The sequence below is a fragment of the Corynebacterium pseudodiphtheriticum DSM 44287 genome, assembly GCF_000688415.1.
Taxonomy (GTDB): domain Bacteria; phylum Actinomycetota; class Actinomycetes; order Mycobacteriales; family Mycobacteriaceae; genus Corynebacterium; species Corynebacterium pseudodiphtheriticum.
This window is the reverse complement of sequence record NZ_JIAH01000009.1, coordinates 129,636-152,418: the sequence shown is the minus strand read 5'-3', so window position 1 is coordinate 152,418 and position 22,783 is coordinate 129,636. Positions and strand designations below refer to the sequence as shown.

Genomic DNA, 22,783 nt, shown 5'->3' with positions numbered 1-22,783 from the left:
GTGCTACTCCTCTTCGACCTTTGCGTCGCCGTCAGCTTCAGCCTCAGTCTTAGCCTCAGCCTTCGACTGGCCTTCCTGAACTTGCGCTTCCTGCACTTCGTCGATGGTCTTTTCGCCCTTAGCCACAGCTTGGGCTTCTTCCACGCCTTCGCTCTCGACGTTCTTGTCGATAGCCAACAGCTCGACGTCGTCGGCAAGATTCACCAGCCGCACACCCATCGTGGCACGCGAGGACGGACGGATCTGCCCGGCCTCAGTACGCACGACGCCACCGGCAGAGGTGATAGCGAAGATTTCATCGTCCTCGTTCACCGCAATCGCGCCAATCAGCTTGCCGCGCTTCGGGGTGTACTTGAACGTCATTACGCCCATGCCACCACGGCCCTGGGTGCTGTATTCCTCAATCGCGGTGCGCTTGCCGTAACCGCCGCTGGTAGCCACCAACAGGTACTCGCCATCGTGCACCACGGACATCGCCAGCAGCTGGTCATCACCCTTAAAGCGCATGCCCTTCACGCCGGCGGTCGCGCGACCCATCGGCCGCAACTGATCATCGTCGGCAGTAAAGCGGATGGACTGGCCTTGCTCGGAGGTCAGCAACAGATCATCCTCGTCGCCCGCCAGGCAAGCACCAATCAGCGCATCCCCCTCATTGAGATTGATCGCGATCAGGCCAGCTGAACGCGCCGACTCATAATCCGTCAGATGTGACTTCTTCACTCGGCCCTGCTTGGTAGCTAGCACCAGGTACGGCGCATCGGTGTAGGACTGCAGCTGAATAACCTGAGCAATGCGCTCTTCCGGCTGGAACTCCAACAGGTTCGCCACGTGCTGGCCCCGCGCGGTACGGCCGGCCTCCGGCAGCTCGTAGGCCTTGAGGCGGTAAACGCGACCAAAGTTGGTGAAGAACAAAATCCAGTCGTGCGTCGAACACACAAAGAAGTTCTTGACGACGTCATCCTGCTTCAACTCCGCACCACGCACACCCTTGCCGCCGCGCTTTTGCGACTTGTAGGTGTCGACCTTCGTGCGCTTGGCATAACCAGTGGCGGTGATGGTCACGACCACGTTTTCACGGACGATCAGATCCTCATCAGAAACCTCACCGTGCGCGGCCACGATCTCGGTGCGACGCTCGTCGCCATGCTTGTCGACGATTTCCTTCAGCTCAGTCGCCACGATCTCGCGCTGGCGCTCCTCGCGATCCAGGATGTCTTTTAGGTCATCGATAACAGTCTGGATTTCTTCCAATTCGTCGATGATCTTCTGGCGTTCCAAGGCAGCCAGGCGGCGCAGCTGCATCGCCAGAATGGCCTCGGCCTGCTCGTCGTCGACGCCCAGCAGATCCTTCAAGCCCTCACGAGAGGCTTCTACCGAACGGCTGCGGCGGATCAACGCAATGACCTCATCGAGCATGTTCAGGGCCTTGACCAGGCCACGCAAAATGTGCGCACGTTTTTCGGCTTCCGCCAGGCGGTATTGCGTACGCCGAACAATAACCTCAATCTGGTGGGTGACGTAATAACGCAGCATCTGATCCAGACGCAGCGTACGCGGCACACCATCGACGATGGACAGCATGTTAGCGCCGAAAGAAGTCTGCAACTGCGAGTGCTTGTACAAGTTGTTCAGCACCACGCGGGCGACGGCATCACGCTTTAGAGTGACCACGATGCGCATGCCGACGCGGTCAGAAGACTCATCGTCAATATTCGAAATGCCAGCCAGCTTACCGTTTGCAACCTGCTCGGCGATATTAGCCACCATGGTGTCCGGGTTGACCTGATACGGCAACTCGGTAATCACGATGGTCTGCCGGCTGCCGTTTTCCTCGATGCTGGACACGCCACGCATACGGATGGAACCACGGCCGGTGGTATAAGCATCCTTGATGCCATTAGTGCCGACAATCATGCCACCGGTCGGGAAATCCGGCCCAGACACCCGCTCCATGCAGGCTTCCAGGGTTTCTTCCTCGCCCGCATCCGGGTTCTCCAGCAACCAGTAAATGGCCTCCGCCAGCTCATTCAGGTTGTGTGGCGGAATATTAGTAGCCATACCGACGGCAATACCACCGGAACCATTCATCAACAGGTTCGGCACCCGCGACGGCAGCACCGTCGGCTCCGTCGTCTTGCCGTCATAGTTCGGCTGATAATCGACGGTGTTTTCCCGAATATCCCGGGTCATCTCCATAGCCAAAGGCATCAGCTTCGACTCGGTATAACGCATCGCCGCCGGGCCATCATTACCCGGCGAACCGAAGTTACCCTGGCCGTCGACAAGCGGATAACGCATCGACCACGGCTGGGCCATACGCACCAGCGTGTCATAAATAGCGCTGTCACCGTGCGGGTGATAATCACCCATCGTGTCCGAGACCGGCTTCGAGGATTTCACATAACTGCGCTCCGGCCGGTAACCGTTGTCATACATCGCGTACAACACACGCCGGTGCACAGGCTTCAGCCCGTCACGCACATCTGGCAACGCACGGCCCACGATCACGGACATGGCGTAGTCGATATAACTCGACTCCATCTCCGCGGAGATATCTATCGGCTCAATGCGATCTAACAAACCGCCTTGGTTATCGTCACTCATAACCTCCCAGTCTAGCGCCTAACGCGCCCAGAACGACGGTGCGCAACCCCTCAGCGGCAGGTGCGAAGTACAGACTGCACAGTCAAAGGGCATGGAAGGTGCAGCTGGAGAAAATGCCTCAAAGTCGTTCAGCATTTTTGGCATCGTTGTTCACTACTATTTCCGGGCCATAGGGAAAGTTCTAGTCAGACTTGCAATCAGACTGGAATTTTTCACAGTCTAATAGTCTCAGTGCCAGAGTTAGTATTAGTTTGAGTGCAACTCTGCGATAAAATTTTCACAGTCTGCGGTAAAAATTTGAGAGTGATAGTTGGAAAAGTGTTAGTCTAAGAATCAAAATCTTCACAATTACCCAAGAAAAAACGCCATGAACACTAATTTTCCCACACCCGAAGAATTACAAGTCTGGTTAGATACTTTTCGCACTTACGGCGGCGACACTACAAATGTAAAAGTCAAAGCTGCTCAAAGCGGGCTTCCCGAAAACCTAGCCGAAACCACGGCCGCCTTTGCCAACATGCCGGAAGGCGGGCTGATCATCTTAGGTGTTGCCGAAAACCAGAATTTTTCCGTAGTCGGTGTGGACAAACCAGCGGAGTTAGAACAAGCGCTCGTCAGCCAAGCACACAACTCGATTACCCCGCCACCGTTTATCAAAACCACTGTTGTAACCCTGCATGGCAAAAACCTCGTTTTAGCGCGCGTGCATAGCCTCAATATTCTAGATCGCCCAGCTATGTATCAAGGCAAAGCCTATTTACGGCAAGCAGATGGTGAATACGAAATTCCGGCTTCCGAATTACGCATGATCGAGGTTGCGAAGCTGCATGCCGAGCAAGAAGAACTCTATGACCGTCGGCCTGTTCCAGATACCACCATTGAAGATCTTGACAACGACCTACACCAACAATTACTCCGCACAGCCCGGGCAAGCATCACGCAGTTGCGCAAAACGCCTGAACCCACGCTCCTTCGTAACCTCGTGGTCACTAACGGTGACGTTTTATCAATCGCTGGTTTTTACGCACTCGGACATTTCCCACAAGGCCCTTTACCATCGTTAGCGGTTACCGTCGCGGTTCGGTTGCCCGAAACCGAACGCCCACGACGCACCCGCAACCTAGCCACGTTCTATGGCCCGGTTCCAGCACTGCTGAACCAAACCATGGACTGGGTCGAAGCCAATATTCCGCAAACACAGACCTATCAGGAATCCGGGCACATGCGGAGTGTTCCCGTCATCCCGCTGGCAGCAATCCGGGAAGCTGTCGCCAACGCACTGATTCACCGTGACCTCGGTCCAAATACAGTCGAAGCTGGCAAAGCCATTGACGTGCGTATTACCCCGGATCGCTTAATTATCACTAGCCCAGGTGGGTTGAAGAACCTGACAGTCGCGCAACTATACAGTGCGGATTTTCGGCGCATCGAAGTCAATCAGCACCTGTACCGCCTAGCAAAATTACTCACCGACACAGATGGAAATCGGATTATCGAAGGTGAAGGTGGTGGCGTTAACGCCATGTTTGAACTCTGCGAATCGGCGGGCTTGCCACAGCCAAAGATCATCAACACCGGAGTCAAAGTTACTGTCATTTTCTTCTTCCCCAAGCAGAGTCACACTTCAGGCGATGCTCCAATGGAGGCTCCAGCCCCCAAAACTGCTCCAAATAACGGCGCAGAGCTAGAAGACAACGCCTCGTTAGCTTCGTTAGGCAACGGTATTCAAGTATCTGATGACCAATACCTGCGGAGCCTCGGAAAAAACGTCCCTCGCATCCTGAGTGCCGCACGCAATCTCGCAGTACCCCCAGCACCAGTAACACCACAAACAGCGTCAGCACCAATGCCGAACCACACTGCCGAATTCAGTTTTCACCAATTAGTAGCAGAATCTGGGCTGAGTAATTCCCAAGTTCGCTATGGGCTAAGCCCGCTGCTCGAACACAAAATTATTGTGCGCAAGGGCGGGCAAGGGAAAAAAGCCACCACGTACCAACTCGGCAAGCGTGGCTAGCCTCCCCCCCTAGCCGGGTTTACCAGCCGCGCTCTGCCAAACGGTGAGATACTGGCAACTCATCGACGTTGATGCCAACCATGGCCTCACCCAAACCACGCGAAACCTCAGCGATAACCTTGGCGTCGTCGTAGTTCTTGACCGCACGCACAATAGCCTTCGCACGAGCCTCCGGGTTACCGGACTTGAAAATGCCTGATCCGACGAACACGCCATCGGCACCAAGCTGCATCATCATCGCAGCATCAGCTGGGGTAGAAACGCCACCGGCAACCAACAAACCAACCGGCAAACTACCAGTCTCTGCAACCTCAAGCACCAACTCATACGGTGCCTGCAGCTCCTTGGCAGCAACGAACAACTCGTCTTTCGACATGGAAGACAAACGGTTGATCTCCGCGCGGATGCTCCGGATGTGGGTCACGGCGTTAGACACATCACCAGTGCCGGCTTCCCCCTTAGAACGCACCATGGCAGCGCCCTCGTTGATACGACGCAACGCCTCACCCAAGTTGGTAGCACCGCAGACGAATGGCACATCGAAAGCGAATTTGTCGATGTGGTGAGCGTAGTCAGCTGGGGTCAATACCTCAGACTCATCGACGTAATCAATACCCAGAGACTGCAGCACCTGCGCCTCAACGAAGTGGCCGATGCGAGCCTTGGCCATAACTGGGATGTCGACGGCTTCGATGATTTCGGTGATCATATCCGGATCCGACATGCGGGCAACACCACCCTGGGCGCGGATATCAGCAGGCACCCGCTCCAAAGCCATCACGGCTGAAGCACCAGCAGCCTCGGCGATGCGAGCTTGTTCCGGGGTAACGACGTCCATGATGACGCCACCAAAAAACTGCTCAGACAAACCGCGCTTCACGCGGGCTGCGGAACCATTGGCATTACTCAAAACGAGTTTTCCTTTCGGTCAGGCTAAGAATATGACTTATAACGCACAAAATATTGGGCGCGTCCAATCCTAGCCCCCAACAGCACAGGATTAGACGTCGAGGAAGCGGACATCCTTAGCACGGCGGGTAATGAAGCTACGACGTGCAGAAACATCATCGCCCATAAGAATAGAAAACAGCTCGTCGGCCTTTTGTGCATCCTCCAGGTCCACGCGGCGCAGGATACGAGTGGTTGGGTCCAGCGTAGTTTCCCACAGCTCTTTCGCGTTCATCTCGCCCAGACCCTTGTACCGCTGGATACCGTCGTCCATGTTGATCTTGCGGTTCTGCGCAAAGCCTTCTTTCAGCTGGGCATCGCGTTCACGGTCGCTAAAGGCGTAGCCAGGCTCACCCTTCGACCACTTCAGCTTGTACAACGGCGGGTTCGCCAAATACACATGCCCATTTTCGACGAGCTCCGGCATGAAACGGAACAGCAGCGTCAGCAGCAGCGTGGCGATGTGCTGGCCATCGACGTCGGCGTCGGCCATCAACACGATCTTGTCGTAGCGCAGCTTCTTGATATCGAATTCTTCGTGGATACCGGTACCCAACGCGGTGATAATCGCCTGCACCTCGTTGTTTTTCAGCACCTTATCCATGCGAGACTTCTCGACGTTCAAAATCTTGCCGCGCAACGGCAAAATCGCCTGGTACAGCGACTCGCGCCCAGCTTTCGCGGAGCCACCCGCGGAGTCACCCTCCACGATGAACAGCTCGGAAACCTTCGGATCCTTGGAACGGCAATCTGCCAACTTACCTGGCAAACCACCCAGGTCAGTAGCGGATTTACGGCGCACCAACTCACGAGCGCGACGAGCCGCCACGCGTGCCTGCGCAGAAGCCACCGCCTTGTTCATAATCGCTTTAGCCTCTGCCGGGTTCGCATCAAACCAATCCGCCAGGTGCTCATTGACAGAACGCTGCACGAAAGAGCGAATTTCCGTGTTACCCAGCTTGGTCTTCGTCTGGCCTTCGAACTGGGGGTCGCCGACCTTCGCGGAAATAATGGCCGACAAGCCCTCGCGGCAGTCATCGCCAGTAAGCTTGCCGTCTTTTTCCTTCATCAACTTATGCGTTTTCGCATAGTTGTTCATCTGCGTGGTTAACGCAGCGCGGAAGCCTTCTTCGTGCGTACCACCCTCGTGCGTATTAATCGTGTTGGCAAAAGTATGCACGGACTGGTTATAACCACTGTTCCACTGCAGCGCGATTTCTACCTCGTGGTCCTCGCCCTTGGCTTCAAAACTAATGATCGTCGGGTGGATCGAGGTTTTCGTGCGGTTCAGATAATCAACGTAATCGACCAGGCCATTCGGGTAGCAGAATTCAATCTTCTTGACGGCTTCTTTATCGCTGAGCGCAGCTTTGTCTTCCGGGTCCGGATCATCGAAAGAGCTGGCAGTCTCGCCTTCTTCCGCGAGAGCCTCCAACTTGAGATCCTCGGCAGTCACGCGCTCGTCGACAAGCGTGATGGACAAACCCTTGTTCAAGAAAGCCATTTCCTGCAGGCGGCGCTTGATGGTATCAAAATCAAATTTAACGGTCTCGAAAATCTCCGGATCCGGCCAAAAACGCACCGTCGTACCAGTGCCGCGGGCATTTCCGCCTTCGACGAGTTCTTCCGGCACCGCGCGCTCAAAATTCTGGTACCAGTGCTTGCCATCGCGCTTAATCGCGGCTTCCACGCGCGTCGACAAAGCATTGACGACGGAAATACCCACGCCGTGCAGACCACCCGAAACCGCATAAGAATCCGAGTCGAACTTACCGCCGGCATGCAGCTGCGTCATCACAACCTGCACCGTTGGTGCCCCCGAGGCGTGCATCGAGACCGGGATACCACGGCCGTCGTCAGTAACCTGCACGCCGCCGTCGGCAAGCAAACGCACCTCCACCTTGGAGGCATAGCCAGCCATGGCCTCATCGACCGAGTTATCAACAACCTCCCAAATTAGGTGGTGCAAGCCACGCACGCCGGTAGAACCGATATACATACCGGGGCGCTTACGGACGGCTTCCAAGCCCTCCAGGATGGTAATTGATGAAGCGTCATAATTCGGTTGCGCGTTAGCCACGTGAAACTAGCACTCCTTAAAGAGGAAATCTTCGACATTCCAATCTTACACCCCAGACACCCCGCCCGGGTGGAGCTAAGCCGCAGGCACACCGCACGGTCGCATGTCAGAACCGCAGCTGCTTATCAGTGGTTTATCCGTACGTATCGCGCGGACCGCGACCTTTCACATGTAGCTTGCCCTTACGCCAATTCGGTGCCTGCGGGCCAAAGATCTTCAACTCAGTGATCACGTCCGGTCCAGCTTTCTCGCGGATCGAGCGCAGAATCTCCCGCTGCATATACCGCAAATTCGTCGCCCACGCGGTGGAGTCACAACTGATAAATAGCGCCGTATCTTTCACCATCTCTACCTTGGTGTGCTGCGCGATCTTCTCACCCACCAGCTGCGCCCAGTGCCCAGTCACCCACCCAGAGGCCAGGTTTTTCTCCCAACCGCGGGAGGTAATTTCTTTGTTCAGTACCGCACCCGCCGACGGCAAATTCAATTGCCTGCGCGGACGCCTGCCATCAGGCCCGGATTGCCGGTATTTCTGCCAATTCAGCGCACCGAGGGCGCCAGGAGTGTTCTGGGCATTACGTTCCTGGTGCGCCCGTGCTTGCCGACGGCGGCGCAGATAACTTTGTGCACCCGTCTGCGAAGTGCCCAGTGGTGGTGCGAATCCACGTTGTGCAGCAGCTTCCCGGACGGCGGCAAAGGTGGCGTCGACAAGATCACGAGGCTGGCTTGGTATCTGTGGCTGGTTAGGGGGCAGTTTTTGTGACTGATTCTGTGACTGGTTGCCTGCTGAATTATCGGCAGAAGCACTCATCGTGATCCACCGTCGCCAGGCTGGGGTGTGTCTTCGGCACCAGCACGTCGCTCGTTCTGGCTGGTGTCGATAAAGGACACACGTGAATACTCACCGCTGGCGCTCATAGAATCGTGGACGCCGATGCGAACTACAGAATTCGGTTCTAGTTCCTCGGGAATATCTTCTTCCACCGCAGCGGTAATCAGCACCTGTTCCACAGAGCTCGCAAGCTTGACCAGGTGCCGCCGACGCTTCACATCCAGTTCCGCAAACACATCATCCAGAATCAGAATCGGATCCGTGCCCGATTGCCGCAAAATCTCGAATTCTGCCCAGCGCAACGCAATGGCATAAGACCAGGTCTCACCATGCGAAGCAAAACCTTTCGCCGGATTAGCACCAAGTAGTGCTTCCATGTCATCACGGTGCGGGCCGACGAGGCTAACGCCGCGCTCAATCTCTTTGTTCCGTGCATTGCCTAATGCTCCCAGCATGGCAGCCTCGATGAGTTCGACTTGCACGTGACCGTGCTCATCCCGGTAATACTCGTCGGTGATGCGCCGAGACGGCATCGCTGTCGAATTCCCAGAACCAGCAGCCACCCCAGAATTACCGTTTTCTACCACGGTATCCAGGGTGGAATTATAAGAGACATCTGCTGGGCGAGATTCTGGAGCGATAGCCGCATAGGCCTTACGAACCTGAATTTTTAGCTCATCAACCAACTCGATACGCGCAGCAATTAGCTGTGCACCCAATCCAGCTAAACGATTGTCCCAGGCATCCAAGGTTGCTAAGGCAGATGCGGAATCATCGTCTCGATACCCACGCTTCAATGCCGCACTAGCTGACTTCAGCAGTGCATTTCGCTGACGCAAGACTTTGTCGTAATCAGCCTTCACGCCGGCAATTCGTGGGGTTCTACTAGCCAGCATCCTATCGAGATAGCGGCGGCGCTCCCCTGGCTCGCCACGTAATAGAGCCAAATCTTCCGGAGAAAACAGCACGGTCTTTGCTACCCCAAGCAGTTCCCGGGGTGTTTTCAACCGAGTTCGGTTTATCTGTGCACTATTGCTACCACTAGATTTGACCAATAGGTGCGCAGTGAGCTCGCGACCTTGATTAATAATGCTGGCGGATATCCGTGCATTATCTTGGCCAATGCGGATCAGCGGCGCATCGGTTGCTACCCGGTGTGAGCCGAGGTGCGCAAGATAGCCAATGGCTTCGACAATATTGGTTTTACCGTAGCCATTGCGGCCGACGAACACGCTGATTCCCGGCGCAAACCGCAGGGAGAATTCCGGCCAAGAGCGGAAATCACGGAGCTGCAGGTTTTGGAGATACATTACCCAGGCAAACGAACCGGCATCAGAAGGTAAGTGAAATCAGACTGTGGGCTCGGGAATTGGCCGTCTTCGTTGGCTTCCGGCATGTGCTCCGGCTGCGGCAGCAAGATGGCAGGACGAGATGATTCAGTAAATCCGAAGAAGACCTTCTCGGTGCGTACAACGGACAAACCATCTTTCAGGTATCCCGGATTGAACGCAATGATTAACTCATCACGACCGGAGAATTCGCACGGTACTGCTTCTTCTGCATGGCCAGATTCTGCACCACCCGCAGACAAAATAACCTGGTCCTCAGAAAATTCCATGCGTACCTGAGCGTTTCGTTCGGTTAACAACGAGACGCGACGAATCGCTTCTTGTAGTGGGGCAATGTCGACGCTAGCAACGCAGCTATGGGTTTTTGGCAATAGTGGCTCAATATTCGGAAATTCTGCATCTAGCATGCGAGTGGTGGTTTCGCGATTGTGCGAGTGCAAGCCAAATAGGCCTTCAGCACCGACATTATCGCCAGCTCCCACTGCGATTTGTACGGGCTGATCCAAACTAGTGTCTAGGCTTCGCGCATTTTCTTGCAAAGTTTTTGCTGGTACCAGCAATTTAGCCGAGACGCCTTCGCTAACCGGATCCCAATTCAGTTGGCGAATAGCCAAACGGAAACGGTCTGTAGCAGCAAGTTTAATATCTGAGCCGTTAATGGCGAAGTGCACGCCAGTGAGCATCGGCAAAGTGTCATCACGGCCGGCTGCAGAAGCAACTTGCGTAACGGCATCGGTAAATAGCGATGGGTTCAGGCTGCCGGTAACTTGTGGTAGTTCCGGCAGTTGTGGGTAATCATCCAGCGGAATCAGAGGTAGCTCGAAACGGGAAGAACCGCAACGCACCAACGCAGTGGAATCATTGACTTTCAGTTCGACTGGCTTGTTGGCCAAGCTAGCGACGATATCTGCTAGCAATTTACCCGCAACTGCAATAGTGCCTTCGGTCTCTACTTCTGCGGGGAGCTTAATCTTGGTGGAAACTTCGTAGTCAAAGCCAGAGAGCTCCAGGCCGGATTCATCAGCAGTAATCAGCATCGCGCGCAAGACAGGCTGAGTCGCTTTGGAAGGCAGATTCTTAGCTACCCAAGCGACGGCGTCTGCCAAGTCTTCCTTGGCAACACGGAACGATACTGCGGAGGAATCCATGTTGGTATCAAGCTCTCTTTAGAAGTTGTAATTCGCGAATTCGGGTTACGGGAATTCTGGTTGCAGAAATATCTGAAGTTACCCGAAATCCTAACACTTTTCCAGTAGCAGAAGACGGCTTTTTAGGGGAATTCTCGTCATTTAGGGTTAGCTAATTTAGCTATCTGAATTACATTATTCGTATTCAAGAGCACATCCAGGATGCTGAGGTTACATCGTTGTAATTACCTCCTACAGGCGAGCTGGTCTTTGTTTATTTTTTGGTGTAAAACAAAAATTCTTCCGTTCCTTCACACCCTCTTTCTCTTAATAGATTTCCAAGTTAAAAAGATAGTAGTAGCAATAAGCCTTGTTATATCTGTGAATAATGGGTCATCGGCAAAGCTCAAAGCCATTTTTTAGATTGTGTTTATGCGTGTGTAGTTCTTGTGGATAAAACGGTGCAATTGTGGATAACTCCCGTGTAATTCTGCTTCTCCACAAGATGGACCGATTTTTCCACAATTCTTCCACCGGTAGATTCACACAGCTCAGAATTCTTTCACAGCCAGTATTTATGGTCTGGGTTACAAAAAATATAAATTACAAACGTGTAATTACACAGGTGTGGAGAACCTTGTGGATAAAGAAAACCAGGCCCTGGACAATCCAAGGACCTGGTGGGGTATTGAGCTGGGATGGCTGCAGTGTCAGCCGAACACGAAGCTTAAGAAACGCGACCTCGCGTCTTAATAATTTGCGTCAGCTGTTGAATTTCATCGTAGGTATTCCGATTTTCTGTCATTTCTTTCCGGATCTTCCGATCCGCATACATCACAGTGGTGTGATCTTTACCGCCGAAGGCTTCGCCAATCTTGGGCAAAGAGTTATCGGTTAATTCGCGGCACAAATACATCGCGAGCTGACGGGCATGTGCAATCGCCCGAGTTTTGCCGGCACCAGTCAGTGCCTTGAACTCGATATTGAAATACTCTGCAGTCACTTCCATGATCGTGGACATAGTAATTTCCAGGTTCGCTGTATCTGGAAGGATGTCGTGCAGCGCGATTTCTGCAAGCTTCATATCGATCGGCTCGTTGATTAGTGAAGAATATGCAGAAACGCGAATCAGTGCGCCTTCTAATTCGCGAATAGAAGACTCGAATTGAGAAGCAATAAATTCCAGTACCTCCCTGTCGACGCGGGTGCCGTCGGCGGAAGCTTTCTTCATCAAAATCGCGATGCGTGTTTCCAGATCAGGTGGCTGCACATCAGTAATTAATCCGCCTTCGAAGCGGGTACGCAAGCGATCTTCCAGGGTGGTTAGCTGCTTCGGCGGGCGGTCGGAGGACAAAATGATTTGCTTATCAGCTTGGTGCAGCGCATTGAAAGTATGGAAAAACTCTTCTTGCGTAGACTCTTTGCCTTCTAAGAATTGGATATCGTCAACCATCAAGATATCTAAGTTGCGATAGCGGCGTTTGAAAGATTCCTGCCGGTCATCGCGCAAAGAATTGATGTAGTCGTTGGTGAATTCCTCCGAAGACACATACTTTACTCTCAGTTTTGGTTGTAGCACTTGGGCGTAATTACCTGCTGCATGCAAGAGGTGTGTTTTGCCCAAACCGGATCCGCCCCAAATGAACAGCGGGTTATAGGCACGTGCTGGATTTTCCGCCACCGCGACGGCGGCACCGTTGGCGAAGCGATTCGACGAACCGATAACGAAATTTTCGAATGTGTATTTGGGGTTGAGCGATTGTTCCTGGTTGGGATCATGTGCAGGAGCTTCGCGGTGTAGACGGCGGGCAGAATCGGGCTGCCCGGTGTCTGTGGCGCCAGCTTTCTGTGCCTGTTGTTGCTGGTATGCCTGTGCTAGTTCATCGAGACTGGCTGCTGCCCGGGGCGGATTGGCTTCTCGAGGGGCAGCGCTAGGCTGGTGGTCGCTAAAGCCGATTTCGATTTGCGAATCGTGATGATTACGCGGTGTTCGTCGCGGAGCACTCGGCCGTGAAGTGGAAGAAGATTGCTTTCCCGATTGGCTGGCTGCGGGGCTGGATGCCCCAGGTTCATTGCGTTCTGGGGATACTGGTGACTCTTCTCGCGGGCTGTAGCGAGAGGTGTATCGCGGTTCGTAATCCCGGCTGGCCTGAGCTGGAGAATGCGAGGACTGCCATTCGTCGTCTTGTGGCGCGGCGATGGACACAGCCAATGAACAAGATTTACCTAGGTAATGATTCAGGATACGCACGATGTGTGGGCCTAAATCATTTTCAATCGTCGCCTTGACATTTTCGTTCGGAACGGTCAGTAGCGCGTAGCTATTGACCATGGTGATTGGTCGGGCGCGCTGCAGATGGGCACGCTGTTGGTGAGTGAAAGACGGTACGTCAGAATCCGGTTGGTCAGAGATATAGAGAAGGTCATCGACCATCTTCTGCCAATTTTCTGCGAGCGTGGACGCATCGTCTGCCACAGTGCCTCGATTCTGTCTAGTTCGGTCGTCGTTTCGTGTTTGCTGCTGTTTTAGCCTTGGGTTCTCGGAGAGTCTTTCGGCGATTTTTGTTATCTAGTTAGTTATTTCTGGTCAGCAAATTCCAGAGCAAACCTCAGTGCAAATTCTGGGGCAAATTCCAGAGCAAGCTCCAAATGAAATTCCCCAGGAGGATTCCACAGGGTGGCTGCTGCCAGAAATATAGCTTGACCAGTATTCCACAGAGTTATCCACAACTGTGAATAGACTCGCGGGAAATGTTATTCACATTATTGTGGATAACTTGTTGTTGGTAATTATGGCCTTCTACCTGCATTTTTATCCTAACTATAAACTTCCTGTTGAGAGTTATCCACAGTTGAGGTTGTGGATTCTTGTGAGTAGAAGCTCCTCTTCATTACTACCCGCTGGTGTGGAAAACTGTCTAGCAAGCGGTTTTTCTTCGATAGCCTGCTTGAATCACATAGTTGTTATTTACGGATCCTGTATTCGATGCTTTGTGGAGAACGTGCAGCACTGCTCCGGGTTGTATTTCACAGGGGTTGATTCATTCCTGGGGATAACATTCTTGTGATTCCGGGGGTACCCGCATGGCTGGCGGTTGGCGAGAGCAAAATCGCCAGGCTGTTACGGCGTGTTGATTTGTTTTTCCTGCTCGCTGTGACGTAGTCTGGCTAAGTCTTTTCACAGTCTCGGACTGTGTACTGAAGAACCGAATGGCACTCGTGCGTTGCAGCGCTTTCCCAAGCTCGCTGGCGCGGAGTGTTGGTTCTCGAACTGCATCTGACGCGCCACTATGGCAGCGTCGCACCGCTTAGTGAAGGAGATCTACCGTGGCAAAGGGTAAACGCACATTCCAACCAAACAACCGTCGTCGCGCACGCGTTCACGGATTCCGTACCCGCATGCGTACGCGCGCTGGCCGTGCCATCGTGGCAGCCCGTCGCAAAAAGGGTCGTTCGAAGCTGACTGCTTAAGTTATGCTTCCCCGCCAACATAAACTGACTTCGCCGCAACAATTTCGGCGGGTCACGAAAAAGGGACGGCGGGCAGGATCACGCAGCGTGATAGCGCACTGCTATCAGCAACAGGGATCAGAAACACTTGCTGTTTCTGGTCCCCGTTTTGGTCTTATCGTCTCTAAAAGCATTGGCAATGCCGTCGTCCGGCACCGCACCGCCCGCCAGTTGCGTCATATCTGCCGCGAGCTATGTGTAGAACTTGACCCTGCGGTCGACGTCGTCGTGCGTGCTCTACCTGCGCTTGTCGACGCTGAGCCGCAACAGCTGCGCAAAGACGTGCGTAGTGCAGTGTTCCGTGCGCTGAAAAAGCTCGAGAAAACTTCTGCGCATATCGCGCCAAATGCTTCTACTGCAAAGAATGCGGAAGCGGCTACACAGTGACGTATTACAACACGGATGGGGAAGCTATCCCCGCAGCGCGTGGTCCTTCCCGGTTGCTGGTGGCAATGGTGAGGTTTTACCAGAAAAACTTGTCTTCCCAGAAACCGATGTCGACTTGCCGTTTCGAGCCCACATGCAGTGCCTATAGCCTGGAGGTTTTCGCGCGTCACGGGGCTTTTAAAGGCCTGGTCTGTGCTATCGTGAGAATTTCTAAATGTGGCCCTTGGCACCCGGGTGGCTACGATCCGGCAAGTCCGTTTGCACACTTGCCGGAAGCTCCTCGTCAGAACGAATCAGAATAAGTCAGAATAAGGATTATTTGTGCTTAATTTCATCTATTATCCGATTTCGTGGATCTTAGGTTTTTGGCGTGATGTCTTAAGCCTGGTGATGGATCCGCACTCCGGATATACCTGGGTTTTGTCCATCATCTTGCTGACCATGACCATTAAAGCTTTGTTGGTCAAGCCCATGATCACGCAGTTGCGCTCCTCCCGGAAAATGCAAGAGCTGCAACCAAAGATGAAAGAAATCCGGGATAAGTACAAAAATGATAAAACGAAGCAGAGCCAAGAGCTGCAGAAGTTTTATAAAGAATCCGGGATGAACCCACTGGCGGGATGTCTGCCGATGCTCGCGCAGATCCCAGTCTTCATTGGTCTGTTCCACGTGCTGCGTATGTTCAACCGGACGGAGGAGCGTTTTGGTTCCCCTGGTTTGACGGTAGAAGAAAACCGCAATATTCCGAACTATTCATTCTCCGTCGAAGATGTCCAGTCCTTCTTGGACGCTGACGTATTTGGCGTGCCTCTTTCTGCGTTTATCTCCATGTCGGAAGACGCTATGCAGACTTTTGGGGCAGACTTCACCCGTCTTAACATCATTGCTGTTGCGGTGCCGTTGGTGCTGACCATTGCGACGCTGACTCACTTGAATGCTCGTTTTACCGTCGGCCGCCAGGAAGCTCGCCGCGCAGCGGGCAAGACCCCGCAGCCCACTGGGGATAACGCCGAAATGATGCAGATGCAGATGGGCATGATGAACAAGATGATGCTGTGGGTCATGCCAGCAATCACCTTGGCCACCGGCTTCATTTGGACTATCGGTCTGCTGTTCTACATGCTGACCAACACCGTGTGGACCTTCATCCAAACCCGTATCATCTACGGCAAAATGGACCGCGAAGAAGAAGCAGAAGAAGAGGCAAAGCGCGAAGCTAAGCGCTCTTCCGCACCAGCTCCGGCGGCACGCAAGCTAAATAAGCAGACGAAGAAGCAGCGCAAGAACCAAACCCACAACCAGCAACAAAACCAGGGCAAGAAGAAATAATGCTGGCTCGTATTTTCGGCGACCGGCAGGATCTAGCGCTGGCCTATCACGAATCCTTGGCGACGGATGCCACCACCCGTGGGTTTATTGGTCCGCGGGAGGCCCCACGACTGTGGGATAGGCACATTTACAACTGTGCGGTTATCGGCGAGGCAATTCCAGAAGGCTCACGCACTATTGACATTGGTTCCGGAGCTGGCCTGCCTGGTATCCCTTTGGCTATTGCCCGCCCAGACCTACACGTAACGTTGTTGGAACCTTTGCTGAAACGTTCCAATTATCTGAGCGAAGTCAGTGAGAAACTCGGACTCGACAACGTCACCGTCATCCGCGAGCGCGCCGAAAACCTTGACAAAGACACGAAATTTGACGTGGTGACCTCCCGCGCGGTGGCTCCGCTGGCTAAGCTGGCACGGTGGTCGCTGCCCCTGTGTCGTCCTGGCGGAATAATGCTGGCGATGAAAGGTTCGTCGGCAAGCGAAGAAATCGAGCGTGATCAAGCCGCGATTAAACGCGCTAAAGGCGAACGCGCCGAAATTATTACTGTGGGGTCTGAGCTGGACGAACCCACCACCCTGATACGTGTTCACCGCGTAAAGTAAGCTCATTGGCATGACACAGCAGCCCCGCTTGATCACGATCGCCAATCAAAAAGGCGGCGTTGGGAAAACCACCAGCGCCGTGAACCTAGCCGCTGCCCTCGCCCACCAAGGCCATACGGTGTTGGTCATAGACCTCGACCCGCAGGGCAACGCTTCTACGGCGCTGGGCGTCGAGCACCGCACAGGCACGAAATCTAGCTACGAGGTCTTACTCGGCAACGCCACGGCGAAACAAGCCGTGCAACAGTCTCCAAACCGTGACAATCTCTGGTGCATCCCTGCCACGATTGATCTGGCTGGTGCAGAGATTGAGTTGGTGAGTTTGGTGCGCCGCGAATACCGGCTTTCCGACGCTTTGAAGAACGGTTTTTTAGACGAATACGGGTTCGATTACGTCTTCATTGATTGTCCTCCATCACTGGGCCTGTTGACGATCAACGCGATGACGGCGGTGCAGGAAGTGATTATCCCGATCCAGTGTGAGTATTACGCTCTGGAGGGAGTGGGTCAGCTGCTGAACAACATCACTATGATCCGCGAGCATCTGAATGCAGATCTACACATTTCCGGTGTGTTGCTGACGATGTACGACGGGCGCACCAAGTTGGCCGAGCAAGTCGTCGACGAAGTGCGCGGGCAGTTTGGTGCCGTCGTCCTGGGTAACGTCATTCCGCGCTCTGTACGCGTCTCAGAAGCCCCCGGATACGGGCAGACGGTGATTGACTACTCCCCGAGCTCCCACGGCGCCTATGCCTACGGAGCGGCGGCGAAAGAGTTGGATGAGCGTGGTGACTACGTGCCCCACAGCTCGACGGGGCCGATTGGTGTGAGCCCGGAGATTTTTGCGCAGCTCTCCCAACAGAACGCCGACGAAGCCACTGAAACAGCCGAAGAGACTGCAGATCAGGCTGCCGACGATACGGTGCACGACACAGCGGACGAAGCATAAGGAGTAACGAGTTTTCATGGCGGAGAAAAAACCACACCAAAAACAAGGCGGCTTGGGCCGTGGCTTGGCTGCCCTGATTCCTTCTGCGAACGACGAGGATCAGTCCGCGCGTCCTAGGCTAGGAAATTCCGCGGCTGATGTGATTCTGGGATCGGCGCTCGGCAACCGTGGGGCCCACGGTGCTGGTGACGCTGGCCCGGCTGGCCAGAAGAATATTGCTAAGGGAAAATCCCCTAACTCTGGCACTGGTTCTGGTACAGGATTGGCCGGGGCCCCGAAGTTCGGCACCACCGGCGGTGGTCGTGACACAGGCAAAGACGATGCCGCAGAGGCCGGAAAATCCACCAATAAACCCAGTGTTCCAGGCGCGCCAACGATCGCATCTTCGTCGTCCAACTCGACCCGCTCACGTGCAGGAAGTCTTGGCCCGCAATTCGGTGCTACCTACCGTGAGGTGCCCGTCGGCCAGATCTCGCCAAACCCGAAGCAGCCGCGTACCGTCTTCGATGCTGATGACTTAGCAGAGCTAGTGCACTCCATTAAAGAATTCGGGCTTCTGCAGCCCATTGTCGTGCGCCCGGCGGAAGACGGCTTCGAACTCATCATGGGTGAGCGACGTTGGCGGGCAGCTTCTCGGGCTGGCTTATCGACGATCCCTGCTATCGTGCGGCAAACCACAGATGATGCCTTGCTGCGCGACGCATTGCTGGAAAATATCCACCGGGTGCAGCTGAATCCACTGGAAGAAGCCCATGCCTATCAGCAGTTGCTGGAAGAATTCGGTGTGACACAGGAACAGCTAGCTGACCGGCTGGGGCGTTCTCGCCCGGTAATCACCAATACTCTGCGTTTGCTACGCCTGCCAGTAGATGTGCAGCGGCGAGTAGATGCTGGTGTGCTTTCTTCTGGGCATGCTCGTGCGTTATTGGGGTTGCAGGAAAAAGAACAAATGTCGCAATTGGCAGAACGCGTGGTAGCCGAAGGCCTATCCGTGCGAGGCACAGAAGAAGCCGTTGTACTGCTGAATAAAGGGCAAAAACCAGCAGCGAAGAAGAAAAATTCGCCAGCACCACAACCAGAGTATTTGACGAATACAGCCGAACGTCTGGCCGATAAATGGGACACGAAAGTTACTGTGTCCATGGGAAAACGTAAGGGAAAAATGGTTATCGAATTCGGTGACCAAGATGATTTCCAACGCATCATGGAGCTCATTGAAGGTTCTGCCGGAACCGCGGACTAAATGTGGGCAGAAACCTCTGCGAAACCCAAGGAAAACCCGGGCGCTGTGCCTCGTTACTTCGACTAGTGCACAGCGCCCGGGTTATTTGTTTCCTGTTGACCGTCTCTGCTGATTACTTTGGTGCTGATTGCTGACTGTTTGCGTTACTGTTTGCGTTCATAGACTGAAAGCCCAGTGTGATTAGCGTGATGCTGCATGCACGAGACCGGAGAAACACTGGCTAAGACTGTTCGGCTTCCAACAGCTCTGCGAAGTTGTAGGTGCCGGTCTTCATATCGTCCTGATCCAGCAAATACAACCGCTTCACACCAACGACGATGGCTTCCGCGATGGCATCGCGGTGCTTTGGCTGCGTCAAAATTTGGACATCCTGTGGGTTCGTCAAATACCCCAGAACGACATCGATGGTTGGCATCTGTGGCAGGCGCAGTACTTCCCAGGTACGTGCGTGATTGCGGCAATCCTGTAGTTCTGTGCGGGCAACGATTTCGCGTTGTACAAAGCCAGAAAGTTTTTCCCCGATCATTGAGGAAGAACCGTAATTCGAGCCGAAATAGAATGTTGCTGCGCCATTCGCCTTATCATTCCGATAATGATCGCAGTGCAAGCTAATCACGAGGTCCGCACCAAAAGCATTGGCGATATCAGCACGCTCCCGCTCGCTGGGATCATCCATGCGGGGGCGGGAAATAATAGTTTCCACACCAGCGGCAATCATGCGTCCTTCGATACGAGAAGACAGATCCCAGAGGATTTCTTCTTCCGTGATCTCACCAAAACGTCCGCGGACAGTCGCTCCCTTGTTGGCGCCGCCTAGCGCGGGATTAATGACGACACGTTTATCTGCCAGTTTTGGCCCGGCACGGCGAACCCACTCGCGTTCCCGGATGGCTTGTGCCGATCCGCCTGTGGAGATGCGGCGACCGAGTAAAGAAAGAGAGTGGATTGTGTTCGGTCCACAGATTCCGTCATCTTGTAAACCGGAGTTGAGCTGGTAATTGCTCAATGCTTCGTGCGTGTTTTGTCCAAAATGACCGTCGAGGTTGTGGCTGTAAAAGCCTAATTCCTGTAGCTGGCGCTGCAGTTGGGCGACGTCGTCACCAAATAGTTCTTGGTTGGGTTGGAAAGACAGCACCCGGGCACCCAGCGTGTACGAGGCATGACGAAGTTCCCGTAGGGTGATCTCATCGATCGTGCCCGACGGGATGATGCCGCGGGATTGCTGGAAAGCCTTCAACGCGTCCGCCAATTCAGCGCTGAAGTATTTGTCTTCTTCGCTGAATTTCTGAGTCTTCCAGTCCGCCACGTCACCGTCGAAGTGGGATAGCATGCCCAGGCGGGCCAAAGTGGCACGAGCTTCTGCTACGCGAGCTGAAGAATCGCCCACCTTCAATACTTTCGTCACAACGCTCCCTCATGCAGCGTGATAGCCATGGTCGTGGTGTTCATATTTGGAATTTGTTCGGTCCTGCAGCCACTCCCGCCAGAAAATGTTGCCCGCGTGAATGCGGGACGGCGAGAATGACCGCTTTCGGGTCTCCCTCTAGGTTGAACCTAGAGAACGGCCTCGACCTTGCTGATGATTTGCTTTTTCGGCAAATTGCCGGTGAACTCGTCCACCTTGGAACCACCCGAGTAGATCATCACCGAAGGGATAGACATGACCTGAAACATGGCAGCCAGGGTGCGTTCAGTGTCAACGTCTACTTTGGCGACCTTGATCTTGCCGTCGTATTCCGCGGCGATCTCATCCAGCACTGGGCCTAATTTCTTGCAAGGACCGCACCACTGTGCCCAGAAATCGACGATGACTGGGACATCTGATTCGACGACCTCAGACTTGAACGTCTGGGACGTGATGTCAATTGTGTTGCTCATGTGACTTGTCACCTCGTGGTTTTCTAGAAAGAATTACTAAGAATTCTAGTGTAGTCACAACGAATTAGCGCCATGGCGCGCGAAAACGCGTCTGCCATGACCACAAGTAAACGTTGCGCAAAATTCTATTTTGCAGCGGGGGAATTCCCAGCTGACTCCCAGTGAACTGCCGCTGCCAACAGCCCTCAACGGGCGACAGCAGCCAAGTACTCGCCGGCGTCGATGGCTGCACGACAGCCGGAACCAGCAGCAGTGATGGCTTGCTGGTAGTGGTCATCCACCAAGTCACCGCACGCGAATACACCATCCAGGTTGGTGTGGGTGTGTGGGTGGTTGACCTTGACATAACCAGTTTCTTCCAAATCGACCTGGCCTTGCACTAAGTCTGTACGCGGGTCTGAACCGATTGCGACGAATAGTGCAGTCACGTCCAGCTCGCTGGTTTCGCCGGTCTGGGTGTCTTGCAGAGTCAGGCCAGATACCTTACCTGCAGATTCTTGAATGGCAGCAACGGTCTTATTCAGCTCCCAGGAGATTTTCTCGTTGTTCTTTGCCCGGTCCAGCATAATTGGCGAGGCAGAAAAACCTTCGCGACGGTGCACGATGGTGACCGATCGGGCGAATTTGGTGAGGAAGGTAGCTTCTTCCATTGCGGAATCTCCGCCACCGACAACAGCAATATCGTGGTCCTTAAAGAAAAAGCCGTCGCATGTAGCGCATGTAGACACGCCACGGCCTGTCAGCGCCTTTTCTCCTTCTACTCCCAGGTGACGTGGTGCCGAACCCGTCGCCAAGATTACGGTGCGGGCGGCAAATTCCTCATCGCCGACGTAGATCTTTTTGATTTCACCGTCGAGCTCAACGCGATCGACTAATTCCATACGCAAGTCAGCACCGAAACGTTGGGCCTGTGCGCGCATTTCTTCCATTAGCTCGGGGCCCATGATGCCCTTTTGGAAGCCGGGGTAGTTCTCTACCTCGGTGGTGTTCATCAATTCGCCGCCGTATTCATAGCCCTCAAAAACGATTGGGTTGAGTTCAGCGCGGGCAGCATAAAGCGCGGCACTGTAGCCGGCTGGGCCAGAACCAATTATGGCGACATCGTGAACGATCATTATTTTCCTCCGTTGCTGGATCTGTCTGCCAGATATTCTACGCGCTAATGAAACAGAATCTTGGCGACGCAAGCATGGTCGCAATGGCACGGAGGTGTGGTTCTGCCCACGATGATTGCCCTAACAACTAGCCGGTTTGAGCGCGTTCGACGGCGTCGCGAATGGCCTGGCGTGCCCGCCAACGTCGTGATTTTACGGTTCCCGGTGCCACGCCTTGCTGTTTAGCGACTTCAAAAATGCTGTAGCCTGCGATATCTGTCAGGGTCAGAGCTTCGCGTTGTTCCTCGGCGAGTTCTGCAAGAGCATCTTGCAGGTAAATTCGCGCATCCACACTTCCAGCGGGATCATAACCCAAAGCTGGGTTGTGGTCGTGTGGCACCACCTCTGCGTCAATCGTGGGGGTTTCCCGGCGATGCTTGTGGTTGAGGTAGTCATAACCGGCATTCATGACTAACCGGTGCAGCCAGGTGCTCAACGCAGATTCTGCCCGGTAGGTGTCTAGCTTCGTGCTGGCTTTAAGCATCGCATCTTGCATGATGTCGTCAATATCGTGATCGTTGCCTGCATAGCGGCGCGCTACTCCACGCAATCGACGCCGGTGCTTGGTGAAAATCGCGTTAAAAGCACTGGCATCGCCACTGCAGAAATCGTCGACTAACTGTTGATCAGAAATTTCAGTGTGTTCTGTCATGGTCCCCCCGATTATGTTTCCCCAAAAATTTCCCCTGTGGCCCCCATTACACCGTAGGTACGACGAAAGCGCCGTCCGGAATTGCACATTTCAATGTGCAACAAAACCGGACGGCGCTTGGA

At 54.0% G+C, this 22,783-nt stretch carries 19 protein-coding genes; 8 read left to right on the top strand and 11 right to left on the bottom strand.

Going from position 1 to position 22,783, the window contains the following annotated elements; genetic code table 11:
- Positions 1–3: 3 nt before the first annotated feature.
- Positions 4–2,604, bottom strand: a complete 2,601-nt coding sequence (gene gyrA / locus O146_RS0108120) for a DNA gyrase subunit A (RefSeq protein ID WP_021353186.1) — start codon at positions 2,602–2,604, stop codon at positions 4–6.
- A 367-nt stretch (positions 2,605–2,971) separates the two neighbouring features.
- Here gyrA and O146_RS11590 point away from each other — a divergent pair, with 367 nt between their 5' ends.
- Positions 2,972–4,621 carry an ATP-binding protein gene (locus O146_RS11590; RefSeq protein WP_051619351.1) on the top strand — a complete coding sequence of 550 codons (1,650 nt, stop codon included), beginning with the start codon at positions 2,972–2,974 and terminating at the stop codon, positions 4,619–4,621.
- Positions 4,622–4,640: 19 nt separating this feature from the next.
- Here O146_RS11590 and pdxS read toward each other — a convergent pair whose 3' ends face one another.
- The 6 genes from pdxS to dnaA form a co-directional block, all read right to left on the bottom strand.
- Positions 4,641–5,531: a pyridoxal 5'-phosphate synthase lyase subunit PdxS gene (gene pdxS / locus O146_RS0108110; RefSeq protein ID WP_023018651.1), complete on the bottom strand. Its 891-nt coding sequence runs from the start codon at positions 5,529–5,531 to the stop codon at positions 4,641–4,643.
- A 90-nt stretch (positions 5,532–5,621) separates the two neighbouring features.
- The gene (gene gyrB / locus O146_RS0108105; protein WP_021353182.1) at positions 5,622–7,649 is read right to left on the bottom strand and encodes a DNA topoisomerase (ATP-hydrolyzing) subunit B; all 2,028 of its coding nucleotides are present in this window, start codon (positions 7,647–7,649) and stop codon (positions 5,622–5,624) included.
- Positions 7,650–7,782: 133 nt separating this feature from the next.
- Positions 7,783–8,460, bottom strand: coding sequence for a DciA family protein (locus tag O146_RS0108100; RefSeq protein WP_023018653.1), 678 nt, complete (start codon positions 8,458–8,460; stop codon positions 7,783–7,785).
- Complete coding sequence (recF, locus tag O146_RS11585; RefSeq protein WP_023018654.1) at positions 8,457–9,791, bottom strand: DNA replication/repair protein RecF; 1,335 nt, start codon at positions 9,789–9,791, stop codon at positions 8,457–8,459. The genes O146_RS0108100 and recF overlap by 4 nt, the downstream gene beginning before the upstream one ends.
- On the bottom strand, positions 9,791–10,978 hold the full coding sequence (gene dnaN, locus O146_RS0108090; protein ID WP_021353388.1) for a DNA polymerase III subunit beta: 1,188 nt from the start codon (positions 10,976–10,978) through the stop codon (positions 9,791–9,793). The genes recF and dnaN overlap by 1 nt, the downstream gene beginning before the upstream one ends.
- A gap of 706 nt (positions 10,979–11,684) precedes the next feature.
- Positions 11,685–13,289 carry a chromosomal replication initiator protein DnaA gene (gene dnaA, locus O146_RS0108085; RefSeq protein ID WP_411797559.1) on the bottom strand — a complete coding sequence of 535 codons (1,605 nt, stop codon included), beginning with the start codon at positions 13,287–13,289 and terminating at the stop codon, positions 11,685–11,687.
- A gap of 995 nt (positions 13,290–14,284) precedes the next feature.
- Here dnaA and rpmH point away from each other — a divergent pair.
- Genes rpmH through O146_RS0108055 form a run of 7 tightly spaced genes read left to right on the top strand, consistent with a single transcriptional unit; the run spans position 14,285 to position 18,977 of the window.
- Positions 14,285–14,428, top strand: a complete 144-nt coding sequence (gene rpmH, locus O146_RS0108080) for a 50S ribosomal protein L34 (RefSeq protein ID WP_021353386.1) — start codon at positions 14,285–14,287, stop codon at positions 14,426–14,428.
- A 3-nt stretch (positions 14,429–14,431) separates the two neighbouring features.
- Complete coding sequence (gene rnpA, locus O146_RS11580; protein WP_024272831.1) at positions 14,432–14,854, top strand: ribonuclease P protein component; 423 nt, start codon at positions 14,432–14,434, stop codon at positions 14,852–14,854.
- On the top strand, positions 14,851–15,156 hold the full coding sequence (gene yidD / locus O146_RS12460; protein ID WP_081703808.1) for a membrane protein insertion efficiency factor YidD: 306 nt from the start codon (positions 14,851–14,853) through the stop codon (positions 15,154–15,156). The genes rnpA and yidD overlap by 4 nt, the downstream gene beginning before the upstream one ends.
- A gap of 19 nt (positions 15,157–15,175) precedes the next feature.
- Entirely contained in the window at positions 15,176–16,183 is a 1,008-nt protein-coding gene (gene yidC / locus O146_RS11575) for a membrane protein insertase YidC (RefSeq protein ID WP_035000679.1), read from the top strand.
- Positions 16,183–16,785, top strand: coding sequence for a 16S rRNA (guanine(527)-N(7))-methyltransferase RsmG (gene rsmG / locus O146_RS0108065; RefSeq protein ID WP_027018154.1), 603 nt, complete (start codon positions 16,183–16,185; stop codon positions 16,783–16,785). Before yidC ends, rsmG begins: the two co-directional genes overlap by 1 nt.
- 10 nt (positions 16,786–16,795) lie before the next feature.
- On the top strand, positions 16,796–17,734 hold the full coding sequence (locus O146_RS0108060; protein WP_023018657.1) for a ParA family protein: 939 nt from the start codon (positions 16,796–16,798) through the stop codon (positions 17,732–17,734).
- A gap of 16 nt (positions 17,735–17,750) precedes the next feature.
- On the top strand, positions 17,751–18,977 hold the full coding sequence (locus O146_RS0108055) for a ParB/RepB/Spo0J family partition protein (RefSeq protein WP_027018153.1): 1,227 nt from the start codon (positions 17,751–17,753) through the stop codon (positions 18,975–18,977).
- 220 nt (positions 18,978–19,197) lie between these two features.
- Here the strand turns inward: O146_RS0108055 and O146_RS0108050 are convergent, their stop codons facing one another.
- The 4 genes from O146_RS0108050 to O146_RS0108035 all read right to left on the bottom strand — a co-directional run bounded on the left by O146_RS0108050 (position 19,198) and on the right by O146_RS0108035 (position 22,661).
- Positions 19,198–20,382 (bottom strand): N-acetylmuramoyl-L-alanine amidase, encoded by a 1,185-nt coding sequence (locus O146_RS0108050; protein ID WP_023018659.1) that lies wholly within the window; start codon positions 20,380–20,382, stop codon positions 19,198–19,200.
- Between the two features lie 149 nt (positions 20,383–20,531).
- Positions 20,532–20,855 (bottom strand): thioredoxin, encoded by a 324-nt coding sequence (trxA, locus tag O146_RS0108045; protein WP_021353377.1) that lies wholly within the window; start codon positions 20,853–20,855, stop codon positions 20,532–20,534.
- A 185-nt stretch (positions 20,856–21,040) separates the two neighbouring features.
- Positions 21,041–21,970 carry a thioredoxin-disulfide reductase gene (trxB, locus tag O146_RS0108040; protein WP_021353376.1) on the bottom strand — a complete coding sequence of 310 codons (930 nt, stop codon included), beginning with the start codon at positions 21,968–21,970 and terminating at the stop codon, positions 21,041–21,043.
- Between the two features lie 127 nt (positions 21,971–22,097).
- Positions 22,098–22,661, bottom strand: coding sequence for an RNA polymerase sigma factor (locus O146_RS0108035; RefSeq protein WP_021353375.1), 564 nt, complete (start codon positions 22,659–22,661; stop codon positions 22,098–22,100).
- Positions 22,662–22,783 lie beyond the last annotated feature (122 nt).

Excerpts from the sequence above, each read along its gene's own strand:
- O146_RS0108100 (WP_023018653.1), bottom strand. The coding sequence starts at position 8,460 with ATGAGTGCTTCTGCCGATAATTCAGCAGGCAACCAGTCACAGAATCAG.
- recF (WP_023018654.1), bottom strand. The coding sequence starts at position 9,791 with ATGTATCTCCAAAACCTGCAGCTCCGTGATTTCCGCTCTTGGCCGGAA.
- gyrA (WP_021353186.1), bottom strand. The coding sequence starts at position 2,604 with ATGAGTGACGATAACCAAGGCGGTTTGTTAGATCGCATTGAGCCGATA.
- O146_RS0108055 (WP_027018153.1), top strand. The coding sequence starts at position 17,751 with ATGGCGGAGAAAAAACCACACCAAAAACAAGGCGGCTTGGGCCGTGGC.
- dnaN (WP_021353388.1), bottom strand. The coding sequence starts at position 10,978 with ATGGATTCCTCCGCAGTATCGTTCCGTGTTGCCAAGGAAGACTTGGCA.
- O146_RS0108060 (WP_023018657.1), top strand. The coding sequence starts at position 16,796 with ATGACACAGCAGCCCCGCTTGATCACGATCGCCAATCAAAAAGGCGGC.
- rsmG (WP_027018154.1), top strand. The coding sequence starts at position 16,183 with ATGCTGGCTCGTATTTTCGGCGACCGGCAGGATCTAGCGCTGGCCTAT.
- O146_RS0108035 (WP_021353375.1), bottom strand. The coding sequence starts at position 22,661 with ATGACAGAACACACTGAAATTTCTGATCAACAGTTAGTCGACGATTTC.
- trxA (WP_021353377.1), bottom strand. The coding sequence starts at position 20,855 with ATGAGCAACACAATTGACATCACGTCCCAGACGTTCAAGTCTGAGGTC.
- dnaA (WP_411797559.1), bottom strand. The coding sequence starts at position 13,289 with ATGGTCAATAGCTACGCGCTACTGACCGTTCCGAACGAAAATGTCAAG.
- trxB (WP_021353376.1), bottom strand. The coding sequence starts at position 21,970 with ATGATCGTTCACGATGTCGCCATAATTGGTTCTGGCCCAGCCGGCTAC.
- rnpA (WP_024272831.1), top strand. The coding sequence starts at position 14,432 with ATGCTTCCCCGCCAACATAAACTGACTTCGCCGCAACAATTTCGGCGG.
- O146_RS11590 (WP_051619351.1), top strand. The coding sequence starts at position 2,972 with ATGAACACTAATTTTCCCACACCCGAAGAATTACAAGTCTGGTTAGAT.